Below are 16,464 nucleotides of genomic sequence, written 5' to 3'. Positions count from 1 at the left end.
CTACACATGGATTTTATTACGATTTTAAAAGCGATTATTTTAGGTATTGTTGAAGGATTAACGGAATTTGCACCTGTATCCTCGACAGGACATATGGTCATTGTTGACGATATGTGGCTTCAAACGGAACAGTACTTGACGAAGTACGTTGCGAACACATTCAAAATTGTTATTCAGCTCGGCTCCATTTTAGCAGTAGTCATTATTTTCCGAAATCGTTTTATTGACTTGCTGGGCTTGAACAGAGGCAGCAAGGACGCTGCACAAGCTTCTTCTCAACCGAAGAAAAAGCTAAAGCTAACACATGTTATCGTTGGTCTCATCCCAGCTGGTGTACTTGGTCTATTGTTTGACGATTACATTGATGAGCATTTATTCTCGATACGTACAGTGCTAATTGGTCTAGTTATCGGAGCTATACTTATGATTATTGCCGATCGTTTTGGGCCTAAGAAACCTAAGATCGAGTCAGTTGACCAGATCACTTATAAGCAAGCCTTCTCCGTTGGGCTTATCCAATGTTTATCCCTCTGGCCAGGCTTCTCCCGTTCCGGTTCCACTATTTCCGGAGGGGTGCTGCTAGGCATGAGTCACCGCGCTGCTGCTGATTTCACTTTCATCATGGCTGTGCCGATCATGGCTGGTGCGAGCTTGTTGTCCTTGGCGAAAAACTGGGAATACTTCACGTTAGAGTCATTGCCGTTTTTTATCGCAGGTTTCATAAGCGCATTCGTTTTTGCACTTCTTTCGATTCGTTTCTTCTTGAAGCTTATTAACAAAATCAAGCTTGTACCATTTGCAATATACCGCATCGTGCTTGCTGCTGTAATCTATATCGTTTATTTTTAACCAATAGAAAAAGCCTGCTCCCTTATGATAAGGAGCAGGCTTTTTTTCGATTTATGGGCGTAACTCAATTGGTTTTTGAGCTTCATAGATGCCGATTCGACCTGAACATATAAATGCGATTACGCAGCCGATAAACATATAAATTGCACCTTCAGCCCCAAATAATTCAATGCCCATGATGAAGCAAGCGATTGGCGTCTTGGCAGCGCCGCTGAATACGGATATGAAACCAATGGCAGCGAGCAGGGGGACGGAGACATGGAGCAAACCTGCAAGTGCGCTTCCTAGCGTTGCACCGATGACAAAGAGTGGAGTTACCTCCCCGCCTTGAAAGCCTGTCCCAAGCGTTATAGCAGTAAATAGTGTTTTCAATAAAAAAACAAACGGAGAAACCGCCTCTTGAAAGGACTGCTCTAGGAGCGGGATGCCTAGTCCCAAATAATCACGTGTTCCGATCGTATAGACGAGAGCAATAATGAATAGTCCGCCCAAAAAACTTTTGAGAACAGGACTTTTAAACCATTTACTAAATAAACGTTTGAATCCTCGTACCAGCTGAGTGAATAATAATGCGGCTAGACCAAAAAGCACAGATGCAATGAAAACTTTGACAATGAGCAGCCAATCGAGCGGAGGGACATCGCCCATTGAATAGGAGATATGTTGAACTCCCCACGCGGTAGCAACCAAATGGCCAACATAACTCGCGATAAAGCAGGGGAGCAGCGCTTCATAACTGATGACGCCGATTGCAAGTACTTCTAGTCCAAAAATTGTTCCAGCTAAAGGTGTGCCAAAGACAGCACCAAAGCCGCTGCTAATGCCGCACATCAAAATGATTTTGCGATCAAGCGGGCCGCTTTTAATTAGCTTGCCAAACCATTCCGCTAAGCTGCCACCCATTTGTACTGCAGTACCTTCACGACCAGCAGATCCACCAAATAAATGGGTGATTAAAGTTCCAATTAGAACAAGTGGTGCCATTCTTAATGGGATGAAGCCATTACCGGTATGTATTTGCTCTATGATTAGATTATTTCCTCTACCTGCTTCTTTCCCAAACTTGAGATAAAGATAACTTACGAAGGCACCGCCGAATGGCAAAAGCCACAATAACCACAAATGTTGTATACGCGTTTCGGTTACGAATTCAAGACTGGCTAGAAATAATGCGGAAGCAGAACCAGATAGGATGCCGATCACTCCAGCAATGAACAGCCATTTCAACATATATTTGGCAAGTGTGAGCGGTGCGAAATGCCTTACATCAATCATGCATGTGAACTCCTTCGTTGGCTCCCTGAGAGAAGGAATATGTTGTATTGTTTCTATTAGCTATTATACAACACTCCTAGAAGAGGTAAAGAAATTCATATCAGCGAATCAAGTGAAAACCAGCCGTCATAGACACCGTAAGAAATCCAAACCAAGTGATAAATATTGACGAGAAAGTAGATCAATACCGTAATAAGAATACATGGGTTGATCCAATACCGATTTTTCATTCGATAATAAATGAGGATTAGCAGCAGCGGGAGCAGCAGCTTCATCCCATAGTAGCTAACGATATTCCAGTCATAAAGTTTTTGTACGAGTGGATTGAGCTCCTCGATTAATGATAGCCTCAAGCCTATATCTGTAAATAAAGCGTCGGCAAAGCAAAGAAACAGCAATCCGAACAGCAGCGGTTTTAAGTCCCATTCTTTGAGAGCAGTAATGGCCATTAAGCCTCCATTCTGAAAAAATGATCTGGGTTTTGCATAATAGATGCATATGCCTCATATGGATTATCATTCCTAAGGAATTTCTGTGGAATAAAGGAGGCCTAACGTTGAAGCGAATATTGATTGGAAGTCCCATTCGCCAAAGACCGACCATATTGCGTCACTTTTTAGCCTCGCTTGCGCGAATCGAAGCAAGCTCTTTTAAAGTAGATTATTTCTTTATTGACGACAATGATAACGAGGAGTCCTCGCAATTGCTGAGCGATTTTATATCGAAGCAAAAAGAGAACAATGAAAGTGAAACCATCTTAATAAAAGGCGATTCGATAACACCATATGCCAGGGATGAGTTTACTCATTACTGGAGCAATGATTTAATTGATAAAATCGCAAGCTGGAAGGATCATATGATCCAAACAGCGAGAGAGCAGCAATATGATGGACTATTCCTCATTGATTCGGATTTGCTGATTCACCCGGAAGCAATTGAATCTTTGATTTCTTCCGAAAAAGAGATCATTTCCACTATTTTCTGGACACAGTGGCAGCCTAATACGATGGAAATGCCGCAGGTTTGGCTGAAGGATACGTATTGGCCGTTTCAGTCAGATGGAACAGTAAAAGCCGGTGACGGTGCGGAAGCGGCTGTCATGTTTCTAATGAAGCTTAGAGTACCTGGTGTTTATCAGGTTGGCGGCCTTGGTGCATGCACGTATATCACTCGCTCAGCACTGGAGAAGCCGATATCATTTCGGACGATCTCGAATGTATCATTTTGGGGCGAAGATCGTCATTTCTGCATTCGAGCAGTTGCTCTTGGCATCGATTTGTATGTGGACACCAGATACCCAGCCTTTCATATCTACCGAGAATCGGATATTGAGCGCGCTATATTGTTTATGGAATCCACGCAGGACAAAGCATATACAAATTCGAATATGTTGCCAGCACAAGGACCTACGATCATTGTGCCCACAGCAGGTCCTAAGCTTACGTTATCTATGATCGTAAAAAATGAGGGAGAGCGCTTTTTAAAGGAAGTGCTTGAGCATCATAAGGAATATATAGATCATGCGGTCATTATTGACGATGGAAGCACGGATCATACCGGGGAAATCGTTCATGAATGCCTTGCCGGCATTCCGTTGACCTATATTAAAAACGAAAGCTCGCAATTTCATAATGAAGTAAAGCTAAGAACGCAGCAATGGGAAGAAACGATTCGCATTCGGCCGCAGTGGATTCTGAATATGGATGCGGATGAATATTTTGAGCAAAAATTTAAGGAAGAGCTGCCAGTGCTGCTAAACGATACGGGAACGTTCACTTATTTGTTTCGATTATTTGATTTTTGGTCGGAAGATCATTATCGCGAGGATGTATACTGGAATGCCCATAGCGTGTACCGCCCATTTTTATTGAAATATGTAGAGGGATTTTCTTATGTGTGGAAGCAAACCCCTCAGCACTGCGGGAGATTTCCTGAAAACATTTATTCACTTGCTAATAAGACGTCAAACCTGCGAGTAAAACATTTCGGCTGGGCGCGGGAGCAGGATCGTTTGCATAAATATGACCGGTACAAGAAGCTTGATCCTGATGCGATTTATGGCTGGAAGGAGCAATATGAATCCATTTTGGATGAGAAGCCGAATCTGGTGAAATGGATAGAGTAATAAAGCAAATAAATCATAACCTTTGACTAAGCATACACTCTAGTGATATATTTGAGTGTACGATTAGTGCAGGAGATTTCACAACCGGCTGTGTGTCCGCATACAGCCGGTTGTGCCTACTATATGGAGGCAAGCAACCTTGAATAAATATCCATTTGAGTTTGACCCGAAACAACCTTTTATACAACAGGCTAGCGATTGGATCGCTGATGTTTTTTATGAGAAGCTGCCTGAAGCTGGTTTTGAAATTAGAGATGAACAAATCTATATGGCTTTTCAATTGGAACGTGCTTTTGCAGATAAACAAACGATATTTGCTGAAGCTGGAGTTGGAACAGGTAAAACATTCGTTTACTTGTTGTATGCGATCACCTATGCTCGGTACACAAGAAAACCAGCAATTATTGCTTGTGCCGATGAATCCTTAATTGAGCAGCTTGTAAAGCCTGAAGGCGATATTGCAAAGCTTGGAAAATATTTGGATCTAACGATTGATGCTAGATTAGGCAAATCAGCAGATCAATATATTTGCTTGAAAAAGCTGGATAATGCGAGAGCTGGACAAGATAACGCGGAGCTATATGACAATATATATCGTGAACTTCCAAGCTTCGTCCATAAGCAGGATTCTATGCAAAGCTTCCATCCATATGGAAATCGCAAGGACTACCCAAGCTTAAATGATGAGCAGTGGAACGAGCTGGGCTGGGATGTATTTCAGGACTGCTTAGTGTGTGACGTTAGACATCGCTGTGGTCAAACACTCTCACGCGACCATTATCGCAAATCTGCAGATGTCATTATTTGCTCGCATGATTTCTATATGGAGCATATATGGACATATGACGCAAGAAAACGTGAAGGCCAGCTTCCATTGCTGCCAGAGTACAGCTCTGTAGTATTTGATGAGGGCCATCTGCTTGAAACAGCCGCACAGCAAGCGCTGACTTACAAGCTGAATCATGCTGTTTTTGAAGGAATCGTCATAAGACTGCTGCAAGAAGAGATTCGTGAAACTCTTGCTGTAGCTGTTGAGGATGCGATTGCCCAAAGTGAATTCTTATTTAAAATGTTGAATAAGCACAGCCAGAAGGTTCCTGCTTCGGATCGCAAGGAAATCATTTGGAGTGCGGAGCTTATTCGTGAAATTAATCGTTTGCAGGATACGCTATCGGTTATAGAAGAAGAGCTCGTATTCGAAAGCGGCTTATACACAATCGATACGTATCAGCTAAAAATCGTTGAAGAGCATTTGGAAATGATTCAATTTGCGCTTTCCTTATTCAAGCAAGCGGACAAGCCAATTAGCTGGGTTTCGCAGGATAAAGAAGGAACGTCACTCGTCATCATGCCAAAAGTGGTGAAGGAAGTGTTGAAGGAGCAAGTTTTCTCTCGTAAAATGCCAATCGTATTTTCCTCAGCAACGCTCTCGGTTAACGGCTCATTTGAATATATGATGGACATATTGGGAATGGATAGCTCATTATCGTTCTCGGTTCCATCACCATATGACTATGAGCAGCAAATGACTGTGGAGATTCCAAAAGCTGAACAGTTTACGGCGCTTAACGATAAGGTAAATGAAACGTATCGCTTGCTTAAGCAATCAGGCGGAAGATCGCTTATTTTGTTCCCATCGATGGAGCAGCTAGAGCAATTTAAGGCAGAATCGGACAAGCATGCGGATTGTGCGGCTTATACTTTCTTTTATGAGGGCACAAGCGAAATTAGCTATTTGATCGAACAGTTTCAACAGGATGAAGCCAGCATTTTATGTGCAGTGACATTATGGGAAGGTTTAGATATTCCTGGTCCATCTCTTTCCCAGGTTATTGTGTGGGAACTTCCGTTTCCTCCAAATGATCCATTATTCGCAGCGAGACGGAATGACTCGGAATTACCATTCGAACAAGTGGATATGCCGTATATGCTGCTTCGATTACGTCAGGGCATTGGACGTTTGATTAGAACACGTGAAGACAGCGGGAAAATCGTTATTTTTGGCCAAAAAATGAATGATAGCTATGTGCGTGAACAAGTGGAAGGTGTGCTTCCGAAAGGTGTAGCATTAAGTTATTCCTAAAAAGAGAATAAGGTTCAAATAAGGAGAAGGGGAAACCCTTCTCTTTTTTTTATTCCTGCACTTTGAACGAACATAAGTTTATAACCTACCCATTACGGCAAAAATAGGAATAATTCGACAAAAAACAACAAGGAGTGTATGTGCTATGGCTTTACACGATCAGATAAACATTCCTAATTGGACGGTATGCGTACAAGCTGTTGTCACCCTCGTGATTCCTCTTCTTATCTCATCTATTTTTAATCGGTCTCGCCAAGCTGATGATGAATAATCCGATGAGCGGAAATATTCAAGTGCGGCTGAAAGCCATTCATGAACAAATGGAGTTTCATTCCGATGTTTTGGTACGTGAGTGCTCTATTGGGGATACGGGTATAAGCGCTGCTATCGTTTTTGTAAATGGATTAGCAGATTGTGATTTGATTGATCAGCATATTTTGAGAGCGTTAATGTCTGTTCAAGGAGAAGGCAAAACCGTCTCAAAATCGTTTATAACCAATCAGATATTAACTGTTAGTCAATTAAGTGAAGTCCATTCTTTAGAAGAAATGCTGCCAAAAGTGTTAATGGGTGCAACAGCAGTGCTCGTTGATGGAATTGATGAAATTATTATCATTGGCACTGCAAGGAGCAAATCCCGAAATATTGAGGAACCAATCTCTGAGGCATTAGTTAGAGGGCCGAGAGCAGGCTTTAATGAGAACTTATCCGACAATACTGCGATTCTAAGAAGACATGGTGAAAATGCCAGCCTATCATTCATGAGCATGCATGTTGGCACACGTGCTAAGAAGCAGCTCATCATTGCTTATATTAAAGATATTGCTGATCCTGAATTAGTTGAAAAGGTCAGGAGCAGGGTAAGCAAGATCGATATTGATAATTTACCCGAATCAGGATACGTTGAGCAGCTGATTGAGGATAATTTTTTGAGTCCATTTCCACAGGTGCAGAGTACGGAAAGGCCCGATCGGGTCATTGGCGCATTGATGGAAGGCAGGGTTGCTATTCTGCTCGACGGTACCCCTTTTGCGTTGATTGCACCTGTTACATTTAGCATGCTTCTGCAATCACCGGAGGATTATTATGAGCGTTGGATGGTTGGCACATTGCTCAGAATGCTGCGTTTTCTTGCTGCTTTGATCGCGTTATTGACACCAGCGATGTACATCTCTTTCATATCGTTTCATCCAGGCCTAATACCAACTAAATTGGCTATTTCTATCGTTGGTGCTAGGGAAGGTGTGCCTTTTTCATCTCTTGTTGAAGCGCTCATTATGGAGGTAGCGATTGAAATATTGCGAGAGGCGGGGCTTCGACTGCCTAAACCAATTGGGCCGGCCATGGGAATCGTAGGAGGTTTGATTATTGGTGAAGCGGCTGTTCGAGCTGGTATTGTAAGTCCGATTTTGGTTATTGTCGTTGCGGTTACTGCGATATCGTCGTTTGCAATACCACAATACAATGCTGGGATAGCGCTTAGAATGCTGCGTTTTGCTGCTATGTTCTGCGCTGCTGCATTCGGTATGTATGGCGTAATTTTGTTTTCCTTAATGTTATGCGCACATATCGTCAAACTTAAGAGCTTTGGCGTGCCCTATGCGAGCCCGGCAGTTCCTTATCGCGTTAAAGATTGGAAAGATTTTATTGTTCGCATGCCGATATTTATGATGAAAAAACGACCTGAAATGCTGAAGCCGAAAGACAATACACGCATGAAGAATTGAATTTGGAAGAAGGCATTATATGAAAAAGATGTCCAATGATCGTATTACAACCGTTCAAACCGCTGTGATCATTTCAAACTTTATGCTGGGTTCAGGAATTCTTACGTTGCCTAGAGCTTCTGTTGAAAAAGTAGGGACACCAGATGTATGGATATCGGTACTGATCGGGGGAACGGTTGCCTTATTAGTAGGCGTGTTTATGGCTGCATTGGCAAAATTACATATCAATCAAACGGTATACCAGTTTACTCAGAAGCTTCTCGGAAAATGGATAGGAGGCATAATTGGCATCGCGTTTGTTATTTATTTTTTCATGACAGCTGCTTATCAGGTGCGTGTTTTATCTGAGGTTACGGAATTTTTCCTGCTGGAAGGAACGCCTCCATGGGTCATTGTCATGGTTTTTATTTGGGTTAGCTTCTATTTGATGACCAGCGGCATTAATCCCATTGCGAGGTTATTTGAGGTCATTTTGCCGATAACTATCGTTATTTATGTATTAGTCATGTTAATGTCTTTACGGATATTCGAAATCGATCATTTGCGGCCTGTATTAGGGCAAGGAATCATGCCTCCTCTCAGGGGAGTCCAAACAACCTCACTGTCCTTTCTAGGCGTAGAAATTATATTGATTTTAACTGCATTTATGGATAATCCGAAAAAATCGGTAAAAGCAGTCGTCTATGGCACAGCGATTCCGTTCTTTATTTATTTGCTGACCGTAATTATTGTAGTAGGCGGGCTATCGATAGATGTTGTCATTACGCGGACGTGGCCAACACTCGATCTTGTACGCAGCTTTGAGCTTTCTGGACTAATATTTGAAAGGTTTGAATCGTTTTTCCTTGTCATTTGGATTATGCAAATCTATTCTTCTTTTGTCATTACGTATTATGCTGCAGCCTTGGGATTGTCACAAGTATTCAAAGCAAAAATGATGAAATGCTTATATTTCTTACTGCCCATTGTATTTCTAGTTTCCACGCTTCCCAAAAATACGAGCGCTCTGTTTGTATACGGCAGCTTGCTAGGCAATACCGCTCTTTATTTGTTTGTCTCTATGACCATCATATTGTTTGGTATAACGAAGTGGAAAAAAAGGAGTGTAAAATGATGATGATCCACAGCAACAGTCGGGGACGATTTTTACTAGCATGCCTATGCACGCTAACGCTGCTTGTCCAAACGGGTTGTTGGAGCAAGGATGAGATTGAGGATCTTGGGCTATATGTCGGAATAGCGCTTGATGTTGCCAGCAAAACGGAAATTGAGAAAAAAATGGATAAGCTGAGTACCTCTAATCGGAAAAAGGATCTGATCACCTACACGCTGCAAATTATAGATAAACAATCAGAGGGGAAAGACAGTGAATCTTCAGGCGTTGTAGCGGCTAAACCTTATATAAATGTTTCGGAGACAGGAGATTCGCTTTTTGAAATGGTGAGAGGATTTTCAGCTCGAATGGAGCGTCCTGTCATCGGTCATCATTTGAAGGTGATCGTTATAAATGAAATGTTATCTCGAAAATACAGCATGAATAATCTCCTTAGCTTTATGTTGAGGGATAATAATATTCGACCGAATAGCTTAATTGTCATGAGCAGCGGAATGGCTAGAGATGTATTTGAATCAAAAGGTACTAACATTATACCTTCGTTCCGTGTAATTGAAATGATCGGTAATCGTTATCGTACATTGAAGATCATACCTCCGATGTCGCTTATTGCAGTAGAGGGTAAAATGCATGCAAAGTCCAGCTATTTACTTCAAAATATCGTAGCTGCTGAAGGTGAGATTGAATTTTCAGGTGCTGCCGTTATTAAGGGGAAAACCCAAAAATTCAAAGGGCTGTTATCGGAGGAAGAATTGTTAGGCATAATGTGGTTGACTGGCGAAGGCAAAGGCGGTTTAGTAAAAAGCTATGATCCTGAAACGAAGCAGGTCATTGCCTATGAGATCAAAACGCTTAAAAGTAAAATAATTTCACAGGTCAAGAATGGAAAAATTAGTTTTCACGTAAATATAGAATCGGATGGTCGACTAATTGAAGAGTGGTTAATTGACAACGAGCCTCTGGATCATAAATTTGTAACCAAAGCTGTACATTCATCAGAGAAGGAAGTAGGCCGACTCGTGAATAGAGCCTTACATAAAATTCAAAAGGAATATAAAACAGACATCATGGGTTTCGGTACTAAACTAAGCATATCGCATCCAAAAGTATGGCAAAAGGTTAAAGAGGATTGGGATGAAGAATTCAGTCGCATTCCGATTACGTATAGCATTAAACTAGCTATTACGGATACAGGAGCAAAACGGAAGCATTGATCGCTATTTTTATCGAAAAAATCATCATTTCTGCGGATAAAAAACTGCGTGAAATACATATTTCACGCAGTTTGCTTTTATATCAACTTTTAAGCTATCATAATAGAGTAATGGTCACTTAAATAGAGTGTGAAAATAGGTTTTTTATGGAGGATTTGCTTGCGAATGGGACAACATGAGGTGACGGATAGCTACGGCTTGGAAATGGACTTATTTTCGATTTGGATGAAAAATAAAGGGATGACAAAATCCACACATCAAGCCTACATAAATGATGTTCGTTTTTTTCTACAGACGGTACATCCAACAGAAACAAAACATATTACGAAAATGGATATTATGCGCTACATGGCCCTTTGCCGTGAGAAGGGGGCAGGGGATGAGGCGCGCAATCGCAAGCTTTCTTCTTTGCGTTCATTTTTTAAAGCGTTGAACGAGATGGAGCATTTGGAAGGCAATCCTGCTGCACTTATCGCAAAGTCCAAGCAGGAGAAAAATCGTATTCCGGTTTACTTGGAAGAAAATGAACTCGAAGCGCTTCTGCAAGCCATACAGGGGAAATATTATATTCGCAATGTCGCAATTGTTTTATTAATGTCCTATGCCGGTCTTCGCGTCGGTGAGGTACACCGGATGAATGTACAGGATTTTAGGCAGGATGGATCGATTCATATTCTCGGGAAAGGGCGTAAATGGCGAGTTATCCCTTTGCCGGATGCACTGCAGCATGTATTGAATGAGGCGCTTGCTGAGCGCAAGGAATCCAGGCAGGGTRAGGAGCAGCCGTTTTTTGTATCGCAGTTTGGACGAAGATTATCTATACGAATGATACAGACCGTCGCTGATGAAACGATCAAGCTGCTAAAGGAGACGATGCCTGCACTTGCGGATAAAAGGCTATCGAGCCATAAGCTACGGCATTCATTTGCAACGATGCAAATTCGCAGCGGTACAGACATACGCACCTTGCAAGAGCTGCTTGGGCACGCGAGTATTGAAACAACACAAATTTACACGCATATTGATAATAAACAGCTTCGAAATGCGATGAACAACATTTCCAGCAAAATCCCAATGAAATTTCAGAATAAGGATACATAATAATAATTATGTAAACAAATATCGAAATTATAAAATAATGCAGCAAAAAAAGCTGATGTCAGGTACATGTAGTATCTGATATCAGCTTTTTATATTAGTGGACGCCAGCTGCAACCAGCTTGCGTCTTTCTTCACGTTCTTCTGGCAGCATGCGAGGGCAGGTATAACATTTCACACCATCAACACGACAATCATACATACAGCATGAAGAGCGAAGAACGATTTGTGGACCTCCAGGTGACCACGGATCATCGATATACCGAGGCTTGTGAACAAAAGGGTTCCGTTTCCGATTAAATACCTCAGCAGGCAGACCGAGAATGACCTTAAGATCGCGCTGAACAACTGTCAACAGTGACTGATCATTCATATTATTTTTCAGAAAATCAATCACACCCTGCAGTTGTCCACCGACCTGGTTCCAGATCATGGCGGATTTCACATCGGCACTTATGGCTACAGCTTCGACGATATCGTTAATCTCATCCGTAAAGCTAGTTCGGAAGGCATTCTCTAAAAACTGCTTTCTTTCTTGTTCTTCGGTTGGCACATCTGTCCAGCGAAGCTCATTAATTTTGAAGCCCAGATGAGCATGATCATCGTGTTTCTCAAGCTGATAAGTTAAATTATGTAGCGATAAATCCAAATAACGGTTGTATTGGGCAACAAAAAATAGATTCGTTATGCACAGATTAAAGAAGGACATGCCTACAAAGGAAGCAGCTAGTTGCATGCCCGTTGCTTGCACCATTTCTCCGGCTTTTATAAGTGTTGCATGAGCAGTATCTTTGTCGTAAAAGCTGGTCGCTGGCAGCTCAAGCAAGGGATGAACGGCACCTTTCGGAGAAATGTGAAAATATGTTTCTACAAGTGTAAAGTCCATGTCATGTGCCATTTATTTGTGCCCCATTTCGGTTTCTCAAAATATACTTATAGAGTAGGTTTACTCGATAATGATTATCATTATTCCACTCTATAAGTATAGGAGGGGGCTAGCGGACTGTCAATATTAATGGCTCTACAATTGCTTTAACTCGGTTAAGCCCTTCCCACATATCTCCTGGACCATCGTATATAAGAACATAAGCACCCTTAAACCCAACTCGTTCAACCTCAGTAAGATAGGAGACTAGCTCGTCCTTATCAGGGACACCGGCATCATCATAGGTAGGCTTAACATGAACAGAGACGCTTAGTGGTGCTGTATCGCCGATTTCACTGATTTTGTCCGCGCTATGATAGTTGCCGAAGTCGGTTATAAAGCCTACTGCTTTACCCGCATGCGCAAGCAGCTTAAGACTGCTTTCCGATGTCGACGTAAGCGCTTTGAAATTTTCAGTTATAACATGAACATTTCTAGAAGCAGCATATTCAGCTAGCTCGGACAAGGAGGAAGCGGACAATTCAATGGCAGCATCATCACTTGGTGAAGATTCGCCAGCAATGACACGAATTTGTTTCGCCCCGCATTGTGAAGCAACATCGATCCAATCCCGTATGAAACTAAGATCTGCTGTTCTTTTAGCCGCATCTACTGTTGTTATGTCACCATAGTCGAGCAGCAAGGTATCAAATTTAATCGCAGCATTATCGAAAGAGAGGCGAAGCTGCTCAAGATAAGCCGGATCTGTTGAAGGAAAATGAAAATGGCAAACTTCAAGCGCTTGATAACCTCTAGCAGCTGCCTCAACTGGAAGGTCTAGCAAAGTCGTAAGCTGCGGTTGTTCTTGTACACGCGTTTGATGAGTATTCGTTTCGGTATCCCATATCGTCCAGTGAAGAGGTCCAAGATTGCGATGTAAGCTCCATGTGCTGATTGATAGATATGACACTATATATCCCGCCTTTACTATATTATTTAATCCTAAGGCTAGCATAGCACGCAGCAAGCCGAAAAAAAGCTTCGCTTTTGGCATATTACTCCTCTAGTTGGTCATTTTTGTGGGATATTGAAGTGAAAGAATGAATGCTCTTCAGAATAAATTCATATTTATCCTCGCTTTATCCGCACAATTTCTTGTTAGCATGAGGAAAAGAAGCGAGGGAGTGACCAACAATCATGGGAATAAAACAATCGTTAAAGGAAAAATGCTTGTTTCTGTATAAGTTTTTATATAAGCCTATGGAAATCGGCAGTGTCATGCCGAGCTCCAAGTATTTGGCCCAAAAGATGGTCGAGAGCGTCCCATGGCATGAGGTACTGGCGGCAGCGGAGCTTGGTGCTGGCACCGGTGCGATAACAAAGCATATTCAGGAAGCTGCTCACCAACAAACGAAAGTTTTGCTTTTTGAGACAGATCCGTTTATGTTAAAAACATTGGAAGAAAATTACCCAAATTTTGCATGTTATGAGAACACGACAAACTTGCAAGCAGCCTTACAGCAAGAAGGAATTGAGCAATTGGACTGTATCATTAGCGGCTTGCCTTTTTTCAATTTCCATCAGACACTGAGGGATGTGCTGATCGCGCAAATAGTAAACTCCTTAAAGGATGATGGATGGTTTGTTGCCTTTCAGTATTCGCAGCAAATGAAGAAGCAATTAAGTTTACATTTTCATATTGAAAAGATCATTTTTGTACCTATCAATGTTCCGCCTGCTTTCGTATACGTTTGTAGAAAAAAATAGCCTTTATAAGCATGTCGTAAAACTTCATTTAAGGAGGCAAACAAGTGAGCATGACGATTTTGGTTGTTGACGATGATCCGGAAATTCGTGATATACTACAGATTTATTTAAGGAATGAAGGATATCGTGTAGTGGAAGCGGTCGATGGACAGCATGCAGTAGAGGTTATCAACCGCGAACCCGTCCATTTGATTATTCTGGACGTTATGATGCCCAAATGGGATGGGATTAAAGCTTGCCTCAAAATTAGAGAGGAACACGATGTCCCCATTATTATGCTTTCTGCAAAGGGCGAAGATATCGATAAAATTACAGGCCTATCCACAGGGGCTGATGATTATGTTACAAAACCGTTTAATCCATTGGAGCTGCTGGCGCGAGTCAAAGCACAGCTGCGAAGGCAAAGCTTGACGGTTCAGGCGGCGAGTGCTTCAAACGAAATTACGATAGATGCGCTTATCATCAATAAGGATCAGCATTTGGTTACAGTAAAAGGCCAAGAACTAGCACTAACACCTATCGAATTTGCAATATTGCTGCTGCTCGCATCGCACAGGGGGCAAGTCTTCAATATCGATAAAATTTATCAGAACGTATGGAAGGACCAATCCGCCTTTTACTCCGAAAATACGGTCATGGTTCATATCCGCAATATTCGAGAGAAAATCGAAGATAACCCAAGAGAACCGAGATATATAAAAACGGTATGGGGAGTTGGCTATAAGATTGAAAAATAATGTGAGCAGTATGCTAATGGGACTGCGCAGCATTCGTGGTCTTATGCTGTGGGTGCCTGTCCTAAGTTTCATCATTGCCGTGGTGTTTATCGTAGGAATGGATCATTTTACTCGAACGCAGTTTGGGTTTATACTCAATAATTTCATATCGTTGCCTTTATTTTTCGGTATCTTTATTTTTTTCTTCTTTGTTTTTACGCGTGGTGTGGTCAGTTATTTCAAAGAAATAACGTATGGGCTAATCAAAATAGCTGGTGGGGATCTGGAATACCGCGTACCGTTAACAAGGCAGGATCAACTGGGTATCGTTGCTCAAAATATTAACCATATGGCTCAGCAGCTGCAAACGCAGCTAGAGCGTGAACGAATGCTCGAACAGTCGAAGATGGAGCTAATCACACATGTTTCGCATGATTTGCGGACTCCGCTTACGAGCATTATCGGTTATTTAGATTTATTGAAATCACATGCCTCTCAAGATCCAAGTGAACAAGAACGATTTATAGACAATGCTTTCCACAAGACGCAGCAACTTAAGAAATTGATCGATGATTTGTTTGAATATACACGTCTGACTGGCGGAGATCACAATTTCATTAAGCAATCCGTAGATATCAACAAACTAGTAGAGCAGCTTATTATTGAATTTGAGCCTGTTGCTGCCGAGCAGGGAATCATAGTGGTGAAAAGCTTTTGTGCAAGACCGATATGCGTGGAGAGTGATACCCAGAAAATAGTCAGAGCAATTGACAATCTTTTAATCAATGCGCTCAAATATTCGATCAAACCGAGTGTGATGACGGTAAAAGCAACTGCCTCGAACGATATATTTCGGTTAACCATTGAAAATGAAGGAGTACCGATTAATCCTCATGAGGAAGCGCAATTGTTTGATCGTTTTTTCAAGCGGGAGTCGAATGATATTCGCAGCTCTATGCCAGCTGGTACAGGTCTTGGACTTACCATTGCCAAACAAATAGTAGAGATGCATGGAGGAGAAATCGGCGTTGTTCATGACAACGGCCATTATATTTTTTGGATTGAAATACCGATAAGTTTTGGCTAATTAGCAAATTAGCATTATAATAAACATAGAGGCTGAATAGTCGCAGTTTTATAGAGATTTCTTTATGGAAGGAAAGAGAAAGATGGAAACAAAACGGATTACGACAGATGAGCAATTGGAAGAGGCGTACCTGATTCGAAAAACAGTCTTCGTCAAAGAGCAAGGTGTTGCGGAGGAAATAGAGCTTGATGAATACGATGCAATCGCTGATCATGTTCTTGTATATTACGAGAATGTACCTGTTGGAACGGGCAGAGTGCGGATCGTCGATGATATGGCAAAAATAGAGCGGATTTGCGTTTTGGCTTCACACCGCATGCATAAACTCGGCAAAGCAATTATGGACGAGCTTGAGTTGATCGCACGTGAAAAGGGGCTTAAGAAAGCGAAGCTGCATGGACAAGTTCAAGCAGCAGCTTTTTATGAGAAGCAAGGTTATGAGGTAGCATCCACCGTCTTTATGGAAGAGAATATTCCACATGTTAAGATGGTTAAAGATTTATCACATTAAATAATAATGATGAAGAGAGCCTGCTCCTGCAAG

At 41.8% G+C, this 16,464-nt stretch carries 15 protein-coding genes; 11 read left to right on the top strand and 4 right to left on the bottom strand.

The features are described from left to right. The first annotated feature begins 6 nt into the window (after positions 1-6). Positions 7-849, top strand: coding sequence for an undecaprenyl-diphosphate phosphatase (locus tag AB4Z50_RS22335; protein ID WP_430058959.1), 843 nt, complete (start codon positions 7-9; stop codon positions 847-849). Positions 850-900: 51 nt separating this feature from the next. On the opposite strand, the gene AB4Z50_RS22330 is transcribed toward AB4Z50_RS22335, so the two are convergent. Both AB4Z50_RS22330 and AB4Z50_RS22325 read right to left on the bottom strand, forming a co-directional pair. Then, on the bottom strand, positions 901-2,124 hold the full coding sequence (locus AB4Z50_RS22330; protein WP_441882328.1) for a voltage-gated chloride channel family protein: 1,224 nt from the start codon (positions 2,122-2,124) through the stop codon (positions 901-903). Positions 2,125-2,219: 95 nt separating this feature from the next. After that, on the bottom strand, positions 2,220-2,573 hold the full coding sequence (locus AB4Z50_RS22325; protein ID WP_441882325.1) for a DUF5658 family protein: 354 nt from the start codon (positions 2,571-2,573) through the stop codon (positions 2,220-2,222). 107 nt (positions 2,574-2,680) lie between these two features. Here AB4Z50_RS22325 and AB4Z50_RS22320 point away from each other — a divergent pair, with 107 nt between their 5' ends. The 6 genes from AB4Z50_RS22320 to AB4Z50_RS22295 all read left to right on the top strand — a co-directional run bounded on the left by AB4Z50_RS22320 (position 2,681) and on the right by AB4Z50_RS22295 (position 11,488). After that, entirely contained in the window at positions 2,681-4,249 is a 1,569-nt protein-coding gene (locus AB4Z50_RS22320; RefSeq protein WP_441882322.1) for a glycosyltransferase, read from the top strand. 139 nt (positions 4,250-4,388) lie between these two features. Then, positions 4,389-6,332, top strand: coding sequence for an ATP-dependent DNA helicase (locus AB4Z50_RS22315; RefSeq protein ID WP_441882319.1), 1,944 nt, complete (start codon positions 4,389-4,391; stop codon positions 6,330-6,332). A 242-nt stretch (positions 6,333-6,574) separates the two neighbouring features. After that, on the top strand, positions 6,575-8,059 hold the full coding sequence (locus tag AB4Z50_RS22310; RefSeq protein WP_441882542.1) for a spore germination protein: 1,485 nt from the start codon (positions 6,575-6,577) through the stop codon (positions 8,057-8,059). A 19-nt stretch (positions 8,060-8,078) separates the two neighbouring features. Beyond that, positions 8,079-9,173, top strand: coding sequence for a spore germination protein (locus tag AB4Z50_RS22305; RefSeq protein WP_441882316.1), 1,095 nt, complete (start codon positions 8,079-8,081; stop codon positions 9,171-9,173). Next, positions 9,173-10,387, top strand: a complete 1,215-nt coding sequence (locus tag AB4Z50_RS22300) for a Ger(x)C family spore germination protein (RefSeq protein WP_441882313.1) — start codon at positions 9,173-9,175, stop codon at positions 10,385-10,387. The genes AB4Z50_RS22305 and AB4Z50_RS22300 overlap by 1 nt, the downstream gene beginning before the upstream one ends. Positions 10,388-10,552: 165 nt before the next feature. After that, the gene (locus tag AB4Z50_RS22295; protein WP_441882310.1) at positions 10,553-11,488 is read left to right on the top strand and encodes a tyrosine-type recombinase/integrase; all 936 of its coding nucleotides are present in this window, start codon (positions 10,553-10,555) and stop codon (positions 11,486-11,488) included. 94 nt (positions 11,489-11,582) lie between these two features. On the opposite strand, the gene AB4Z50_RS22290 is transcribed toward AB4Z50_RS22295, so the two are convergent. Both AB4Z50_RS22290 and AB4Z50_RS22285 read right to left on the bottom strand, forming a co-directional pair. Then, complete coding sequence (locus AB4Z50_RS22290) at positions 11,583-12,383, bottom strand: (2Fe-2S)-binding protein (protein ID WP_441882307.1); 801 nt, start codon at positions 12,381-12,383, stop codon at positions 11,583-11,585. A gap of 97 nt (positions 12,384-12,480) precedes the next feature. Next, complete coding sequence (locus tag AB4Z50_RS22285) at positions 12,481-13,320, bottom strand: sugar phosphate isomerase/epimerase family protein (RefSeq protein WP_441882304.1); 840 nt, start codon at positions 13,318-13,320, stop codon at positions 12,481-12,483. Between the two features lie 227 nt (positions 13,321-13,547). Here AB4Z50_RS22285 and AB4Z50_RS22280 point away from each other — a divergent pair, with 227 nt between their 5' ends. The 4 genes from AB4Z50_RS22280 (at position 13,548) to AB4Z50_RS22265 (ending at position 16,431) form a co-directional block, all read left to right on the top strand. Then, complete coding sequence (locus AB4Z50_RS22280; protein ID WP_441882301.1) at positions 13,548-14,117, top strand: class I SAM-dependent methyltransferase; 570 nt, start codon at positions 13,548-13,550, stop codon at positions 14,115-14,117. A 50-nt stretch (positions 14,118-14,167) separates the two neighbouring features. Further along, entirely contained in the window at positions 14,168-14,854 is a 687-nt protein-coding gene (locus tag AB4Z50_RS22275; protein ID WP_441882540.1) for a response regulator, read from the top strand. A gap of 10 nt (positions 14,855-14,864) precedes the next feature. After that, entirely contained in the window at positions 14,865-15,920 is a 1,056-nt protein-coding gene (locus AB4Z50_RS22270; RefSeq protein ID WP_441882538.1) for a HAMP domain-containing sensor histidine kinase, read from the top strand. Positions 15,921-16,002: 82 nt separating this feature from the next. Further along, positions 16,003-16,431, top strand: coding sequence for a GNAT family N-acetyltransferase (locus AB4Z50_RS22265; protein ID WP_441882536.1), 429 nt, complete (start codon positions 16,003-16,005; stop codon positions 16,429-16,431). The last annotated feature ends 33 nt before the right edge of the window (positions 16,432-16,464 follow it).

Source organism: Paenibacillus sp. 2TAB26 (assembly GCF_052115145.1).
Classification (GTDB): Bacteria; Bacillota; Bacilli; order Paenibacillales; family Paenibacillaceae; genus Pristimantibacillus.
The sequence above is the reverse complement of the archived record's forward strand: the minus strand, read 5'-3'. Positions and strand labels throughout refer to the sequence as shown.